At 54.3% G+C, this 15,295-nt stretch carries 17 protein-coding genes; 11 read left to right on the forward strand and 6 right to left on the reverse strand.

Translation table 11 applies throughout. The features are described from left to right. Positions 1-2: 2 nt before the first annotated feature. The 6 genes from aroC to H6X83_RS01180 all read right to left on the reverse strand — a co-directional run bounded on the left by aroC (position 3) and on the right by H6X83_RS01180 (position 7,082). Positions 3-1,094, reverse strand: coding sequence for a chorismate synthase (gene aroC / locus H6X83_RS01155; RefSeq protein ID WP_212507368.1), 1,092 nt, complete (start codon positions 1,092-1,094; stop codon positions 3-5). Then, positions 1,078-2,343: a 3-phosphoshikimate 1-carboxyvinyltransferase gene (gene aroA / locus H6X83_RS01160; RefSeq protein WP_212507369.1), complete on the reverse strand. Its 1,266-nt coding sequence runs from the start codon at positions 2,341-2,343 to the stop codon at positions 1,078-1,080. Before aroA ends, aroC begins: the two co-directional genes overlap by 17 nt. Beyond that, on the reverse strand, positions 2,340-3,395 hold the full coding sequence (gene aroB / locus H6X83_RS01165; protein ID WP_212507370.1) for a 3-dehydroquinate synthase: 1,056 nt from the start codon (positions 3,393-3,395) through the stop codon (positions 2,340-2,342). The genes aroA and aroB overlap by 4 nt, the downstream gene beginning before the upstream one ends. After that, positions 3,392-4,228, reverse strand: coding sequence for a prephenate dehydrogenase (locus H6X83_RS01170; protein ID WP_246419412.1), 837 nt, complete (start codon positions 4,226-4,228; stop codon positions 3,392-3,394). The genes aroB and H6X83_RS01170 overlap by 4 nt, the downstream gene beginning before the upstream one ends. 58 nt (positions 4,229-4,286) lie before the next feature. Continuing rightward, positions 4,287-5,309: a 3-deoxy-7-phosphoheptulonate synthase gene (aroF, locus tag H6X83_RS01175; RefSeq protein WP_212507371.1), complete on the reverse strand. Its 1,023-nt coding sequence runs from the start codon at positions 5,307-5,309 to the stop codon at positions 4,287-4,289. Between the two features lie 321 nt (positions 5,310-5,630). Further along, entirely contained in the window at positions 5,631-7,082 is a 1,452-nt protein-coding gene (locus tag H6X83_RS01180) for a shikimate kinase (protein WP_212507372.1), read from the reverse strand. 183 nt (positions 7,083-7,265) lie between these two features. Between H6X83_RS01180 and acpP the strand changes: the two genes are divergently transcribed. From acpP to rplW, 11 genes are all read left to right on the forward strand, one after another. After that, positions 7,266-7,493: an acyl carrier protein gene (gene acpP, locus H6X83_RS01185; protein WP_212507373.1), complete on the forward strand. Its 228-nt coding sequence runs from the start codon at positions 7,266-7,268 to the stop codon at positions 7,491-7,493. 569 nt (positions 7,494-8,062) lie between these two features. Next, positions 8,063-9,145: a sodium ion-translocating decarboxylase subunit beta gene (locus tag H6X83_RS01190; RefSeq protein ID WP_212508452.1), complete on the forward strand. Its 1,083-nt coding sequence runs from the start codon at positions 8,063-8,065 to the stop codon at positions 9,143-9,145. A gap of 3 nt (positions 9,146-9,148) precedes the next feature. Further along, positions 9,149-9,364, forward strand: coding sequence for a hypothetical protein (locus H6X83_RS01195; RefSeq protein WP_212507374.1), 216 nt, complete (start codon positions 9,149-9,151; stop codon positions 9,362-9,364). A gap of 144 nt (positions 9,365-9,508) precedes the next feature. Further along, positions 9,509-10,858, forward strand: coding sequence for a proline--tRNA ligase (proS, locus tag H6X83_RS01200; protein ID WP_425489207.1), 1,350 nt, complete (start codon positions 9,509-9,511; stop codon positions 10,856-10,858). Positions 10,859-10,899: 41 nt separating this feature from the next. Continuing rightward, a complete protein-coding gene (locus tag H6X83_RS01205; RefSeq protein ID WP_212507376.1) occupies positions 10,900-11,184 on the forward strand; it encodes a hypothetical protein in 285 nt (94 codons plus the stop codon). Continuing rightward, a complete protein-coding gene (locus H6X83_RS01210) occupies positions 11,181-12,194 on the forward strand; it encodes a glycosyltransferase family 8 protein (RefSeq protein ID WP_212507377.1) in 1,014 nt (337 codons plus the stop codon). The genes H6X83_RS01205 and H6X83_RS01210 overlap by 4 nt, the downstream gene beginning before the upstream one ends. Before the next feature lie 135 nt (positions 12,195-12,329). Beyond that, positions 12,330-12,821: a hypothetical protein gene (locus H6X83_RS01215; protein ID WP_212507378.1), complete on the forward strand. Its 492-nt coding sequence runs from the start codon at positions 12,330-12,332 to the stop codon at positions 12,819-12,821. Between the two features lie 389 nt (positions 12,822-13,210). Beyond that, positions 13,211-13,504 carry a 30S ribosomal protein S10 gene (gene rpsJ, locus H6X83_RS01220; RefSeq protein ID WP_476695784.1) on the forward strand — a complete coding sequence of 98 codons (294 nt, stop codon included), beginning with the start codon at positions 13,211-13,213 and terminating at the stop codon, positions 13,502-13,504. A 113-nt stretch (positions 13,505-13,617) separates the two neighbouring features. Continuing rightward, positions 13,618-14,259 (forward strand): 50S ribosomal protein L3, encoded by a 642-nt coding sequence (rplC, locus tag H6X83_RS01225; protein ID WP_212507379.1) that lies wholly within the window; start codon positions 13,618-13,620, stop codon positions 14,257-14,259. Positions 14,260-14,276: 17 nt separating this feature from the next. Then, positions 14,277-14,900: a 50S ribosomal protein L4 gene (gene rplD / locus H6X83_RS01230; RefSeq protein WP_212507380.1), complete on the forward strand. Its 624-nt coding sequence runs from the start codon at positions 14,277-14,279 to the stop codon at positions 14,898-14,900. Continuing rightward, positions 14,900-15,190 carry a 50S ribosomal protein L23 gene (gene rplW / locus H6X83_RS01235; protein ID WP_212507381.1) on the forward strand — a complete coding sequence of 97 codons (291 nt, stop codon included), beginning with the start codon at positions 14,900-14,902 and terminating at the stop codon, positions 15,188-15,190. The genes rplD and rplW overlap by 1 nt, the downstream gene beginning before the upstream one ends. The last annotated feature ends 105 nt before the right edge of the window (positions 15,191-15,295 follow it).

Genomic DNA, 15,295 nt, shown 5'->3' on the forward strand with positions numbered 1-15,295 from the left:
GGTTACACCTCCGCAGTACCATTTAAAATTCCGGGCAGATTCATCAGCGCCAGTGCGGCGGCGGACTCCACCACCGGCACAGCACGCGGCACAATGCAGGGGTCGTGCCGGCCGCGCACAGCCAGCACGGTGTTTTCTTTTGTGGTCAAATCCACGCTCTGCTGGTCTTTGGCAATGGAGGGGGTTGGCTTAAATGCTGTGCGGAATACGATAGGCATACCGGTTGTGATACCGCCTAAAATGCCGCCGGCGTTGTTTGTGCGTGTTTTCACATGTCCCTCTGCGTCGTAGTAATAGGGGTCATTGTTTTCACTGCCGTGAAGCTTTGCCGCACCGAAGCCCGCACCGAACTCCACACCCTTGCAGGCGGGAATCCCAAACAGAATAGAAGAAAAAACGCTTTCCACGCCGCCGAACATTCCCTCGCCGCCAAGCCCGGCGGGCACACCGGCAATGCCGCATTCAATAACGCCGCCAATGCTGTCCTGTGCCGCGCGTGCGGTTTCTATTTCGCGGTACATTGCGTCTTTTTTCTCTGCCTCCAGCACTGGGAAGTAGGCAGTACTCAGCGCCGCCAGCGCTGCCGGTTCAGGGTTAAGTGGGCTGTCACTGACGGTGCCGACGGAAAGCGCGTGTGCACCCAGTACGACGCCCTTTCGTTCCAGAATCTGGCGGCAGACCGCGCCCGCAAATACCAGTGGAGCAGTCAGCCTGCCGGAAAAGTGCCCGCCGCCGCGTATATCATTATAGCCGTGGTATTTGACCCATGCCGGATAATCAGAATGGCCGGGGCGCGGAACCGCCAGCAGATTGCTGTAGTCGCTGGAGTGCGTATTGGTGTTTTGAATCACCGCACACAGCGGCGCACCGATCGTTATACCGTTCAGCAGGCCGGAAAGCACCTGCGGAGCATCTGCTTCTTTCCGCGGGGTACTGGCGCTGTCCTGCCCGGGGGCGCGGCGCGCCATCTGTGCCTGCACCGCGTCAAGGTCAATGGCTTCTCCGGCGGGCAGTCCCTCTACGATACAGCCGATTGCCGGGCCGTGGCTTTCACCGAAAATACTGATTTTTACCTGTTTACCCCAGGATGACATCCGCTTTTCCCCCTAAATCTTTGTATACATCAAAAAATTCCGGCCAGCTTTTGCGCACGGCTTCTGCGTCAGTCACTACAACAGGATGCTTGGCACGCAGCGCGGCGATAGCCGCAGCCATAACGATGCGGTGGTCGTTGCAGCCATCCGCAGTGCCGCCGGAAAGACTAGTGCCGTAAATAATAAGACTGTCCGCTTTTTCCTCTGCTCGCCCGCCCAGTGCACAGACCATGCGGCGCAGGGCGGTCAGGCGGTCGCTCTCTTTTAAGCGGAGCCGTGCGCCGTTGAGCAAGCGGGTGTGTCCCTGCGCAAAGGCTCCCACCACTGCGAGAATCGGTGCCAAGTCGGGAATCTGCTCTACATCAATGTCGATTCCGTGCAGTTCGCCGGGGCGTGCGGTCAGCACGCCGTCCTGCCAGCTGAGGTCTGCACCGAAGCAGCGCAGCAGATCCTCAATCGCACGGTCGCCCTGCGCGGAGTTTTGGTCAAGTCCGAAAAGGGAAACCTCGCCGTCCAGCGCACCCGCGGTCAGCAGGAACGCCGCTTGACTCCAGTCCCGCTCAATCTGCTGATTTCCCGCTTTGTACGTCTGCTTGCCCGGCACCAGCCAGCCGGTTTCCGTACGGGTAACCTGTACGCCAAATTTCTGCAGCGCACTGCAGGTCATGTCCACATAAGCGGCGCTTTGCAGTGGGGTTGTCAGCGTAATGGTGCTGTCGCCAGAAAGCAGCGGCAGTGCAAACAGCAGTCCGGTAATGAACTGGCTGGAAATATCCCCCGGCAGGCAAAAATCACCCGGCTGAAGCTGTCCGGAAACCGTCAGCGGCAGGCCGGCGGCGGTTTTGCAGGCAACGCCGTGCTGCGGCAGCAAATCCAGATAAATGCCTAAAGGACGCTGCGGCAGACGCCCGCGCCCGACAAATTCCGCCGTTACGCCGAGTGCCGCTGCCAGCGGAATCAGGAACCGCAGGGTAGAGCCGCTTTCCGCGCAGTCCAGCGTGACCGGCGCGGCGGGCAGGGCAGAGATGCCCTGAATCTGTAAAGTATCTTCGGTTTGTGCCGCCGCAGCGCCGAGTGCTTCCATGCAGCCGATGGTTGCGGCCATGTCCACACTGGTGCCGATAGGAGAAAGCACGCTGCTTCCCTTTGCAAGACCGGCGCAGATAATGGCGCGGTGAGCGGCGCTTTTGCTGGGCGGCGGTGCGGCGGTGCCGTGCAGACTGCTGGGCTGAATCCGCGCGCGGTTCATTGCGATACCCCACAAAGTTCGGGCAGTTCACTGCGCGGAACATTCTGCGTAAAACATTCCCCAATCGTTTTCAGGAAAACTAGCTTCACGCCGCTGCCGCTGCTTTTTTTGTCATGCGCGGTAGCCGGAAGCAATGTTTCCAGTGTTTCTTCACAGGAGGTGGGCAGACCGTATTTTTGCAGCAGTGCTGTGATGCTTTCCGCAGTGCCTGCTGCAGTCAGACCGTTCTTTTCGCCAATCTGTGAAATCAGCACCATGCCGATGCCAACGGCTTTTCCGTGGGAAAGGCCGCCGTAGTTCTGCACCCGCTCCAACGCGTGCCCAAACGTGTGCCCAAAGTTGAGAATGGCGCGTTCGCCGGTGTCGCGTTCATCGCGCTCCACGACCTGCCGCTTAATGTCTACACAGGTGTAAATCATTTCTGCAAGGTAATTGCGGCAGTCCTCAGCGGCAAGGCGGTCAAACAGCGATTTGTCGCGGATGCAGCCGTATTTAATGACTTCCCCCATGCCGTCCGCAAAGAAAGCGGGGGCCAGAGTGGAAAGTGTCTGCGGGTCAATCAGCACCAGCGCGGGCTGGTGGAACGCACCTACCAAATTTTTACCCTCGGGCAGGTCCACACCGGTTTTGCCGCCGACGGAGGAATCCACCTGCGAAAGCAGCGTGGTCGGAATCTGGATAAATGGGATACCGCGCAGCCACGTTGCCGCCGCAAAACCGGTCATATCGCCGCAGACACCGCCGCCCAGCGCCACTGCAAAGTCGGTGCGGGTCAGGTTCGCCTTGGAAAAAGCCGCGTAAAACGACGAAATCGTCGTTAGATTCTTGCTCTGTTCCCCGGCGGGAAAAACTGCGGTGGAAACAGAGAATCCGGCATTTTCCAGCGACTGCTTTACTTTTTCGGCGTACAGCGGTGCTACATTGGTGTCAGACACCAGTACCGCACGCTCCGCTTTTGGCAAAAGCGCCTTTGCGCGGCTTCCAATTTGGGTAAGGCAGTCGTTTTCGATGATAATTTCGTAAGACGGCTGTGTGTTTACAGTCAGCTTCATTCTCCAAGCTCCTCCTTTACAAGGCGGCCCTGCCGCAGCAGTTCCTCCAGCTTGTCATGGTCATTTTCGGCGACCGCGTTGCGAATGTCCGTTAAGTTTTTCAGCAGAGTGTCCAATTCTTCGGTAAGTGCGGTGCGGTTGTCCAGAAACAGTTCTGACCACATGACTTCATTGATGTTTGCCACCCGGGAAACATCCCGGTAGCTGCCTGCGGAAAAGCCGCGGTGCTCCGGGCAGCGCGGGCTCATTACATAGGCGCAGGCAAGCGCGTGCGGCACCTGGCTGGTAAACGCAATCAGCCGGTCGTGCTGCTCCGGTGTAGTGGAAACCGAGCGGCCAAAGCCAAGTGCAAAGGCAGTCTGCCGCAGCAGCTCCTGTACTTTTTCCGGAGCGCCGCAGGGAACCAGAATGTAGCTTGCACCGGTAAAAAGGTCGGCGCGGGAGGCGGAAAAACCGTGCTTTTCCGTACCGGCCATCGGGTGTGCGCCGCAGTAGGTGAAGCCGCCCTCTTTAGCCAGTGCACAGAGCCCACGGCAGACTTCCGCTTTAATGCCGCATACGTCAGTGACAACGGTGTGTTTCTGAAAAGAGGAAAGATGCGTTTTTACAAAGTCAATGTCCGCCTGCGGGTACAGGCACAAATATACAATGTCGGCCCCAGCGAGGTCGCAGTCGTCACCGGCTTTTGTAATGGCGCCGCAGGCCAGAGCTTCCTCTAGAGTAGCGGGGTCCGTATCAAATCCGGCTACATGGCAGTCGGTGTATTTCGTAAAGGCTTTTGCAAGGCTTCCGCCGATTAGACCCAGCCCAACAATGACAATGTTTCGTTTCACAGCGGTTCCTCCTTCAAGTGACGGGCAGATGAGCCCGTCTGTTCGTATGCAGGTTCGGTTACAGCTTTTTGCCGAACAGGGGGGCAATTTCCTTAATGCGGCCTGCTACATGGTCGAACTGGTCAGGAGTTAGGGACTGGGCACCGTCGGAAAGCGCCTTCTTCGGATTATTGTGCACTTCAATAATCAAACCGTCTGCACCGGCGGCAACGGCTGCCATTGCCAGCGGCTCTACCAGCCAGGAAATTCCGCCTGCATGGCTCGGGTCAACTACAACCGGCAGATGAGAAATCTTTTTGAGAATCGGCACAGCAGAAATGTCCAGTGTGTTGCGGGTAAAGGTTTCGTAGGTGCGGATGCCGCGCTCGCAGAGAATGACATTTTCATTGCCGCCTGCCATGATGTATTCAGCACTCATCAGCAGCTCCTCAATCGTGCCGGAAAGGCCGCGCTTGAGCAGAATCGGTGTTTTCAAGTGGCCAAGCTCACGCAGCAGGTCAAAGTTCTGCATGTTGCGTGCGCCGACCTGAATGACATCCACGCCGGCTTCAAGGAACAGATCAATTTGGCGGACACTCATCAGTTCGGTGACGATGGGCATGCCGGTTTCTTTTTTTGCTACGTTCAGCAGTTCCAGACCCTCTGCTTTCAGGCCCTGGAACGCGTAGGGGCTGGTGCGGGGCTTAAAGGCGCCGCCGCGCAGGAACTGAGCACCTGCGGCGTGAACACGCTTTGCCACTTCGGTAATCTGCGCCTCAGATTCCACACTGCAGGGTCCTGCAATCAGTGTCATGGTGCCGCCGCCAATCTGCAGACCGTTCGGCAGCTTTACAACGGTGTCATCCGGGTGGAACTTGCGGTTTGCCTTTTTATAAGGCTCCTGCACACGTTTGACGGATTCCACAATTTCGTTTGCACCGATGTTGTCAATGTCAATGCAGGCGGTGTCACCAATTAAGCCGAGCACAGTGCTCTGTGCGCCGACCCAGGTGTTGACGGAAACGCCATAGGTGTCCTCCAGCTCTGCAACAAATTCCTTGCGTTGGTCTTCTGTACAATCTGACTTTAAAACAATAATCATCAGGGTACCCTCCAGAGTAAAATTTCATATAAAAAAAGACGGAGCTGCTTGTGAGCTCCGTCTAAAGAATATGCAAACATAAAAATATAGTCTTAGTCTGCGCCTTTAACAGGGAAGCTTACAGCAGTTTTTTACACACAGCGAATAGCCCCAGGTAAAATAAAAGCTGGGGAAGCAAAAATAGCTAAATCGATGTGTGCTGGATGCCTGCATGCTGAAGCTCCTTTAACGCAAGATTGACGAAAATTCGGACTTCCTGCTTATCATAATACAGAAAGACAGTGATTGTCAACATATTTTAACGATTTAAAGCAAATTCGATTACTCTTTTGCAAGAAGCGCGGCAAGTTCCTGCGCGGCAGCGGCACTTTCGGCAGCGGTTACAGCAAGGTCGGCAGCGGCCTGATACTGCGGCATGCGGCTTTCGTAAAGCTTGCGCATAGCGGTTTCTTTGTCCGGACGCTCCAGCAGCGGACGTGTGTGGTCGCCTGCAAGGCGCTGGACAATGGTTTCATACGGCGGCTGCAGCAGCGCAATGATGCCTGTTTCCCGCAGAATTTCAACGTTTTTCGTATTGAGCAGCGTACCGCCGCCGGTGGCAATGACCAGCCCGCTTCTGCGGGTGAGTGTGCGGCAGGCGTCTGCTTCACAGCTGCGGAAATACTCTTCCCCGTTTTCCGCGAAAATTGCGGAAACGGTTTTGTTTTCCCGCTGCTCAATAAAAGTATCCATATCCACAAAGTCCCGACCAAGCTTCTGTGCCAGCAATTGCCCGGCGGTGCTTTTGCCGCAGCCCATAAAGCCGCACAGCACAACATTGCCGAACTGTCGGCGCATGGTTTGGGAGGCTGCTTCAATAATCGGAGAAACCTCCTGCGGACGAAACCGACAGCCAAGCCAGATTTCCTCTGCAGCAGCCGCTTGCCAGACAAGCATGCCCATGCCGCCCGCACAAGGGATGGCCTGCTCTTTTGCATATTTCAGCAGCATGGTGATACCGGGATTGTAAACTGCGTCAAAAACAGCACTGCAAGCACCAACGACCTGCTTGGATACCGAACAGTCCGAAAGATTGGGATACATACCGGCACTGGTGCCGTTTACCAACAGACTAAAGCGTTCACCGGCAGCGCAGGCATGTTCCAAAGCTTCACTGTCGGTCACGCTGATTTTCCCCTGTGGGCATCGTTCGGCAAAGGCATTCCGGATAGCTTTGTCCAGACTGTCTACGAAAGTATTCTCTCTGTTGCGGCGCAGAACGGCTTTTTCGGAGATTTCCCGCGGCGAGTCCTGCCTGCAGGGCAGTTCACTTGCATGCCGCCGCATAACGACTGTAAGGCCGGTAACGGCGGGCGTGCGCAGAATTTCATTTGCAAACACGCGCGCCACGCCACCGCTGCCCAGCAGCAAAACATGTCCCTTGAGCGGAATGCCCGCGGCGGAGAGTGCACGGACAAAACCAATGCCGTCGGTGGTGTAGCCAGTCGCTTTGCCGCCGCGTACGGCGACGGTATTGACACTGCCAAAGTTTGCGGCGTCTCCGCTGACTTCGTCCAGAAGCGGCAGTACAGCCTGTTTGTGGGGAATCGTAATGTTAAAGCCGTCCAGCAAACGCAGGGTGTCTGCAAACCGTGCGGGCAGTTCCTGCGGCGGAATGTCCAGCTTGGTGTAGGTGCCGTCCATTCCGCAAAGTTCCAGCAGCTTTTGGTGGATGAACGGCGACATGGTGTGTCCAATCGGATGACCGACAACGGCGAATCGTTTCTGCGGCATAACACTGCCCCCCAATTTAAAAATTTACAAAGTTTCAGAGAAAATTTTGAGAAAGATATTGACAAAGACAGGCTTTGCTAATAGTATTGTGGATAGAATAAATCCAGGCTCTTTGGTGACGGTATTATTATACCGCTGCCGAAGCGGGTTTGTCTATAACTGAAAGCAGGAGGAGGGAAACCAATGGTACTGGAAAAAGTCAAGCACATTCTTGCTGAGCAGTTTGATGTGGAAGAAGACAACATCACTGCCGAGATGAGCATTGCCGATGATCTGGGCGCCGATTCACTGGATGTGGTCGATTTGCTGATGTCCATCGAAGACGAATTTGAGATTGAAGTCCCGGATGGGGAGGTTGACAATATCAAAACCGTCGGAGATCTGGTCAATTATATTGAAGAGCATATGTAAGCACTTCATCCTGCCGCCTAAAAGGCGGCTTTTTTTATTGTATTCACAGTAAAGTTTTCGCCAGCCTCACGTGTTCAGAATGGGGTATGTTCACAAGGCTGCAGGTGAGGGCAGCACCCACGGCCTTATCTCTTGACCTTATCCTAAAGAAGCACTCGCGGGTTTGGGAGACTGCAAGAAAGGTTCCCAAGGCCTTGAACTTTGGGGACAACCTGTCAGTGCTTTCAGCCAACCTTTTTGCGGCGTGGCTTCGCCGCCGCAGGGAACACTTGCTTGGGTACTTATTTTTTGCGCCAAGGGTTTTACGGGCAAGGACGTGGCGGGCTTTGCCCCCACACCTCTACCACCCTTGAAAGGGCGGGCGGAACTTTTGCTGAAGGGCCGGCAAACGTGGCAGTTGCATTTCCTTTTGTTTTTCTCTATAATATACTCATTCATCTGGGGAACACTGTATGCGGTGAAAACCAGATACTGTTAGTCCTGCATAAAAGGGGCAGGAGAAGGAGTGTGCAAGGGTTTTGGAAAATTTCAGCTTTTTAATCAGCGGCGTGCAAGCCATCGGCTGGAAAATGCTTGTGATGTGGGCTATCGGCGGCCTGCTCATCTGGCTGGCGGTAAAGAAGGACTTTGAGCCGTCCCTGCTGCTGCCGATGGGCTTCGGCGCAATTCTGGTAAACCTGCCGTTCAGCGGCGTTTTGGGGGACAACGGAATTGTACAGTGGCTGTTCCACGTTGGCATTGAGGCTAGCGAGGCCATGCCGCTGCTGCTGTTTGTCGGCATTGGTGCGATGATTGACTTCGGTCCGCTGCTCAGCAATCCGCGGATGCTTCTGTTTGGTGCTGCAGCGCAGTTCGGCATTTTTATGACAGTGGTGTTGGCGGTACTGCTTGGCTTCCCGCTTAACGACGCCATGAGCGCCGGCATTATCGGCGCAGCGGATGGCCCGACTTCCATTATGGTAAGCCAGCAGCTTAACTCCAGCTACAAGGGCGCTATCGCAGTTGCGGCGTACAGCTACATGGCGCTGGTGCCGATTATTCAGCCGGCGGCAATCAAGCTGGTGACGACCCACAAGGAACGCACGATTCACATGCCGTACAATCCGGCGAATGTTTCCAAAACCACCCGCATTTTGTTCCCAATCATTGTAACGGTGATTGCCGGATTAATTGCACCGGACAGCGTAGCGCTGGTCGGCTTCCTGATGTTCGGCAACCTGCTGCGGGAGTGCGGTAAGCTGGACAGCCTGAAAGAAACCGCTGCGGGGCCGCTGGCAAATCTGATTACCATTTTCCTCGGCATTACGATTGCGTTCCAGATGCGGGCGGAGCAGTTCCTAAACTGGGGCACGCTGCTGATTATGGCACTCGGCCTGTTTGCGTTTGTGTTTGACACGGTTGGCGGTGTGCTGTTCGCAAAAGTGCTCAACCTGTTCCTGCCAAAGGAAAAGAAAATCAACCCGATGGTTGGTGCCGCGGGCATTTCTGCGTTCCCGATGAGTGCGCGCGTCATTCAGAAAATGGCACTGAAAGAGGACAACCAGAACCACCTGCTGATGCACGCGGTGGGTGCGAATGTGGCGGGGCAGATTGGCTCCGTTGTTGCGGGCGGCATTATTTTGAACCTTGCGCATACGATGCTGGGGGTGTAACGAATGCATGCAGTTTTAGGAGTTTTTGCGGCGCTGCCGCTGGATTTTAAAAGCATTATGGGTACGGTGAAAATCAGTGAGCTGATTTCCTCCCTGTGGCTGATGCTGCAGGGCATGGCGGGCATTTTTATTGTGATGCTCATCATCTTTGCGGTTATCGTGATTCTTGGCAAAGTGACCGGCAAAAAGAAAGCAGACGAGGGAAAAGAGCAGGAGTAAACTGTGCTGCGGCTTATTGGCGCGGCGAATCGCATAAAGGAGAACTGAAGAATGGCACAGCAGAAGAAATTGGTTGAAGAAATCACGCCTATGGAGGAGGACTTTGCCCGCTGGTACACGGACGTTGTCAAAAAGGCGGAACTGATGGATTACAGCAGCGTCAAGGGCTGTATGATTTTTGAACCTTACGGCTACGCAATCTGGGAAAATATGCAGGCAATTCTGGACAAGCGCTTTAAGGAGCTTGGTCACCAGAACGTTTATATGCCGCTGCTGATTCCGGAAAGCCTTTTGGAAAAGGAAAAGGAACACGTTGCGGGTTTCGCACCGGAAGTGGCATGGGTCACACAAGGCGGCAATGACAAGCTGGAAGAACGCCTGTGCATCCGTCCGACCAGTGAAACCCTGTTCTGTGAACATTATAAAAAAGTCATTCACTCTTGGCGCGACCTGCCTAAACTGTACAACCAGTGGTGCAGCGTTGTCCGCTGGGAAAAGACCACCCGCCCGTTCCTGCGCACCAGTGAGTTCCTCTGGCAGGAGGGACACACCATGCACGCAACTGAGGAAGAAGCGCAGGCGGAAACGCTGCAGATGCTGAACGTTTACGCAGACTTTTACCGCGACGCGCTGGCTATCCCGCCGGTCATTGGGCAGAAAACGGAAAGCGAAAAATTCGCCGGTGCCGTGGCGACCTACACCATTGAAGCCATGATGCACAACGGTGTTGCTTTGCAGGGCGGCACCAGCCATTACTTCGGCGATGGCTTTGCGAAGAGCTTTGACATTACATTTACGGACAAAAACAATCAGCTGCAGCATCCGTTCCAGACAAGCTGGGGCGTTTCCACCCGTATGATCGGCGGCATTATCATGACGCACGGCGATGACAGCGGACTGGTTCTGCCGCCTGCGATTGCACCGGTTCAGGTAGTCATTGTGCCGGTTGCACAGCATAAGCCCGGCGTGCTGGACAAGGCGAACGAGCTTTTTGCAGAGCTGAAGGCAGCCGGTCTGCGCGTGAAGGTGGACGACAGCGAGCAGTCCCCCGGCTGGAAGTTTGCACAGTATGAAATGCAGGGCGTGCCGATTCGTTTGGAAATCGGGCCGAAGGACATTGAGAAGAATCAGTGTGTGCTGGTTCGCCGCCCTGACCGCAACAAGTCCTTTGTTTCTTTGGACGGCCTTGTGGAGTCCGTGAAGTCTGAACTTCATATGGTGCACGAGATTCTGTATAACAATGCAAAAGACAATCTGGAAAGCAAGATTTACGCGGCACATAATCATGAGGAGTTTTTGGAGATTGCCAAGAACAAGCCGGGCTTCATTAAGGCGATGTGGTGCGGCGACCCTGCCTGTGAGGAAAAACTGAAAGATGAAACCGGCGGCGTGAAGTCCCGCTGCATTCCGTTCGAGGAAGAACACATTGGCGACACCTGTGTTTGCTGTGGCAAGCCTGCAACGCACATGGTGTACTGGGGCCGGCAATACTAATGACATTTTGCCGCACCAAAACGAGCATTTGAGGGGAAATTATGAAATCTTCTAAGTGGGTGGCGGTCAGCATTGCTGCAGGTGTCCTCGCGGTCGGTGCGGCGGTCTGCAAAACGATTGGCAAGTCCACCAGTGTCGCCCTGACCGGAACAGGCTATGCCGGAATTTTGGCGAAAGACGACAAACCGGTTGCTGCGTTTGCGGCTACCGGCATGCGCCCGCACACCTTTGCCGGCTTTACGGCGCGCACCTGTGCGTGGATTTGTGCCGCAAGTGCAAAAGAAGCACTGCAAAAACGCAGAAAGGCGGCAGAACGAAAAGCATGAATTTGTTATATGGTACAAATGCGGGTTACTGCGGACAGACGGCGGTTTCCATGCGCTCTGTGTTTGAGAACAACCGCGACATGGAGGAAATTCAGGTATATGTGCTGTGTGAAGCGGTGCCGCAGAGCCTGCGCGAAAAAATGTGCAGTGTTGCGGATGACTTTGACAACGTGCAGATTACCTGCATTGATCCTGCGCCTTTTCTGAAACCGATGGAAAAAGAATTTCAAATGCGCAGTTGGCGCGGCAGCAGTGTGCAGTACGTATATGCCTGTATCTGTGATGTGTTTCCACGGCTGGACCGTATCCTTTGGCTGGACGGCGATGTTGCTTGCTGCGGTTCCATGCGGGAACTGTGGGAAACAGACATGGGGGAAGCCTGCCTTGCCGCCGGGTTGGACTGCACACCGTTTCTGGCACTGCATGTGGACAAACCGTTCTATAATACACCGTACTATTTCAATGCGGGTGTGCTGCTGTTCGATTTGAACAACTGCCACCGGCACGAACTGCAGCAGCGCTGCCGAAATGTGCTGCGCGGTTATGGCGCGAAATTGGAATACTGCGACCAGTCCATGCTGAACCTGGCACTGCCGCCGAAGCTGGTGCACCGGCTTGACCTGCGCTGGAATTATCCTGCCGGTGTCAGTCGTCTGGCAATGAACTGTGTAGCACTGCGAAACACACTGCAAAAGCGTACCTTTACGTCGGCAGAACTGAATGACGCACTGGCTGATCTGCGTCTTATACATTATATAGGCGGTTCGCTGCCGACAAAGCCGTGGTTTCAGGAGTACCAGTCACCGTTCCGCGTGGACTACCTGAAGTACCGCGCGCATACACCGTGGAAAGACGAGCCTCTGAAGATTTGGCCGCGCAAAAACGGCTGGGATTCCTTTGTGACAAGTTTTTCAAAAACATGGGATACACCGGATATGGCCGGGCTTGCAGGTGCCTACCAGAAGCTGCGGGGGTGGGGACCAAAGGTGAAAAACAATAAAAGCAACTGAATATCCTAATAAAAAGCCATTTTTGCGGTGTAGTTAAGACACTGTAAAAATGGCTTTTGGTTATTTTAATAATTGTTGACAAAATCATGGAGCAGAGTATAATATATGTAAAAATACTTGGAGAATAAAAGAAGTATGATAAAAAAATACGAATATACTCATAAATTTTTCCTAAAAAAAAAGGCAGTGGCTATTATTGCGATAATTTCCGTGCTTTGTGCTGCATTAATTATTTGGAGAGGCGCAGCGGTTTCACAAAATGCAATCTATCGGCTGACAGAACGGGTGCAGTGGCACACTGTCGCATACCTGCCGCCGTCGCTGCAGCGACAAACGCTGTACCGTATGGAGCCTGGTTGGATGGGTGACGGAAGTGCGATTAGCCGTCTGACCCTTTCTGATGCGGATGACGACTCTTATTTTACCGCGCTGCCCAGCCAGCCCAATTCCGCTGTTGAAAATGTGACGCGAGACGTGATTTCGGCGCTGTCACTCTCCACACAGGATGTGCCGGACTTCACCAGACCTTATCATTGGAAAGAATACACAAAAGACGCAGGTACCGACCACTTGGTTGTTCTCTATTTTTCAAAAAATGAGATTTATCTTGTGGAGTCAGATGTATAATAAAATTCACAGGCTGGCTGCAGCAAAATTTTTTAGATTTACGCGAAAAATAATGCTTGCATTCTTATACTGGATATGTTATTATAACTGAGTACGACTGCGACAGATATGCGTTGAAGCGGGAGGTTGCGGCCACATGGCCGGTTTTTCCGTGGAGTATGTCCGATTTAAAACCGGGCGAGAGAGAATCAAATGAGAGCAGGGCTTCCTTTGCGAAGCTGTGCGCTCTGACGTTTTTGATTGCACCCGGGTCTTCCATTTTGGAGGATCCGGTTTTTCAATGGGCTGGGAAGAAACACCCGGCACAGTGTTTGAAAAGAACGTCGCCTGCAAAGGCTCTGTCCGCCAACTACAACAAGGAGGCGATTTAAGTGGCAGTCAAGGAAAAAATGAGGATTCGTATCAAGGGGTATGACCATCAGCTGGTTGACCAGTCTGCAGAGAAAATCGTGCAGACCGCAAAGCGCACAGGTGCCCGCGTAAGCGGCCCTGTCCCGCTGCCGACCGAAAAGCAGATCATCACCATCCTGCGTGCTGTTCATAAGTACAAGGACAGCCGTGAACAGTTTGAGATGCGCACACACAAGCGTCTGATCGACATCCTCAGACCGTCCAACACAACTGTTGAGGCTCTGATGGGTCTCGAGCTCCCCGCCGGCGTTGAGATTGAAATTAAACTGTAAGGCACAGCCTTATAAGTAATGAACCCTCAACCTACCGAGCAGCCGCAAGGCTGCGTGCGGCCGAGGTCATGTTGGCGCAACGCCAACCAATAACCTGCATAGGAGGAACAAAAATGCAAAAAGGAATCATCGGCAAGAAAATCGGCATGACGCAGATTTTCGATGCACAGGGCAATGTCGTTCCGGTAACTGTTATTGAAGCCGGCCCCTGCGCAGTAACCCAGAAAAAGACCGTTGAGAACGACGGCTACGAAAGTGTTCAGCTGGGCTTCGGCGAGCTGAAGGCTCAGCGCGTGAACAAACCGCTGAAAGGCCACTTCGATAAGGGCGACGTTGCCCCGAAGAAGACCCTGCGCGAGTTCCGTCTGAATGACACTTCTTCCGTTAATGTCGGCGACATTGTCAAAGCAGACGTCTTCGCAGAAGGCGACCGCGTTGATGTTCAGGGCACCAGCAAAGGTAAAGGCTGGGCCGGCGTTATCAAACGCTGGAACTTTGGCCGCCTGAAGGAATCCCATGGTACAGGCCCTGTCGGCCGTATGGGCGGTTCCACCGGCTGCTGCTCCGACCCGTCCCGTGTATTCCCGGGCAAGCACCGCTCCGGCCATCTGGGCGCCGTAACCACCACTGTTCAGAACCTGACAGTGGCCAAGGTGGACGCAGAAAACAATCTGATTGCCATTAAAGGTGCCGTACCTGGCCCGAACGGCGGTATTGTCTGCATCCGCGACAGCGTCAAAGCGAAGAAAGCGTAAGGGAAGGAGGAACCGCAATGCCTACAATCGCAGTGAAAGATATGACAGGTAAAGAGGTCGGCAAGATTGACCTTTCCGATGCCGTTTTCGGTGTCGAACCCAACGTCAATGTAATGCATGACGTTGTAAAGAACCAGCTCGCAAACCGCCGTCAGGGTACACAGAGCGCCCTGACCCGCAGCGAGGTTTCCGGCGGCGGCAAAAAGCCGTGGCGCCAGAAGGGCACAGGTCATGCACGCCAAGGCTCCACGCGGGCTCCCCAGTGGACCCACGGCGGCATCGTGTTTGCGCCGAAGCCGCGCGACTACAGCTACACCCTGAACAAAAAGGTTCGCCGCCTGGCCCTGAAGTCCGCTTTCTCCAGCAAGGTGAAAGACAACGAGATGATTGTTCTTGACAGCATCTCCATGGACTCCTACAAGACCAAGACTGTGGCCGATATGCTCAAGGCACTGGGCGCTGACAAGACCGTCCTGCTGGTCCTGCCGGAAAACAACAAAAATGTTATTGCTTCCGCCCGCAACATCCCCGGCGTGAAGACAGCCCTGACCAACACCCTCAACGTTTACGACGTCCTCAACGCTGACAAGTTCATCGTTGTGAAAGACGCCGTGGCACAGATCGAGGAGGTATATGCATAATGACTGCACATGAGATTATTCTGCGCCCTGTCGTCACGGAGAAATCCATGGCGGGTATCGCAAATAAAGCTTATACGTTCCAGGTCGCTCCGAGTGCAACGAAAGTTGACATTAAAAAGGCCGTTGAAGAACTCTTCGGCGTTAAGGTGCGCAAAGTGAACACCCTGCACGTCCGCGGCCATCTGCGCCGCCAGGGACGCAGTCAGGGTCTCACCCCGGCCTGGAAGAAGGCCGTCGTTTCTTTGACAGAAGACAGCAAAACAATCGAATTCTTCGAGGGTATGCTGTAAACCGCCAAAACGATATTGGCCTTCGGGCAACGTATGGGGCGCGCAAAGGCTTATGCTTTTGCGTCCGGCTGCCAAAACGCCGCTCCTTTTTTAAGGACACCCCGC

This window comes from Caproicibacterium amylolyticum (assembly GCF_014467055.1).
Taxonomy (GTDB): Bacteria; Bacillota; Clostridia; order Oscillospirales; family Acutalibacteraceae; genus Caproicibacterium; species Caproicibacterium amylolyticum.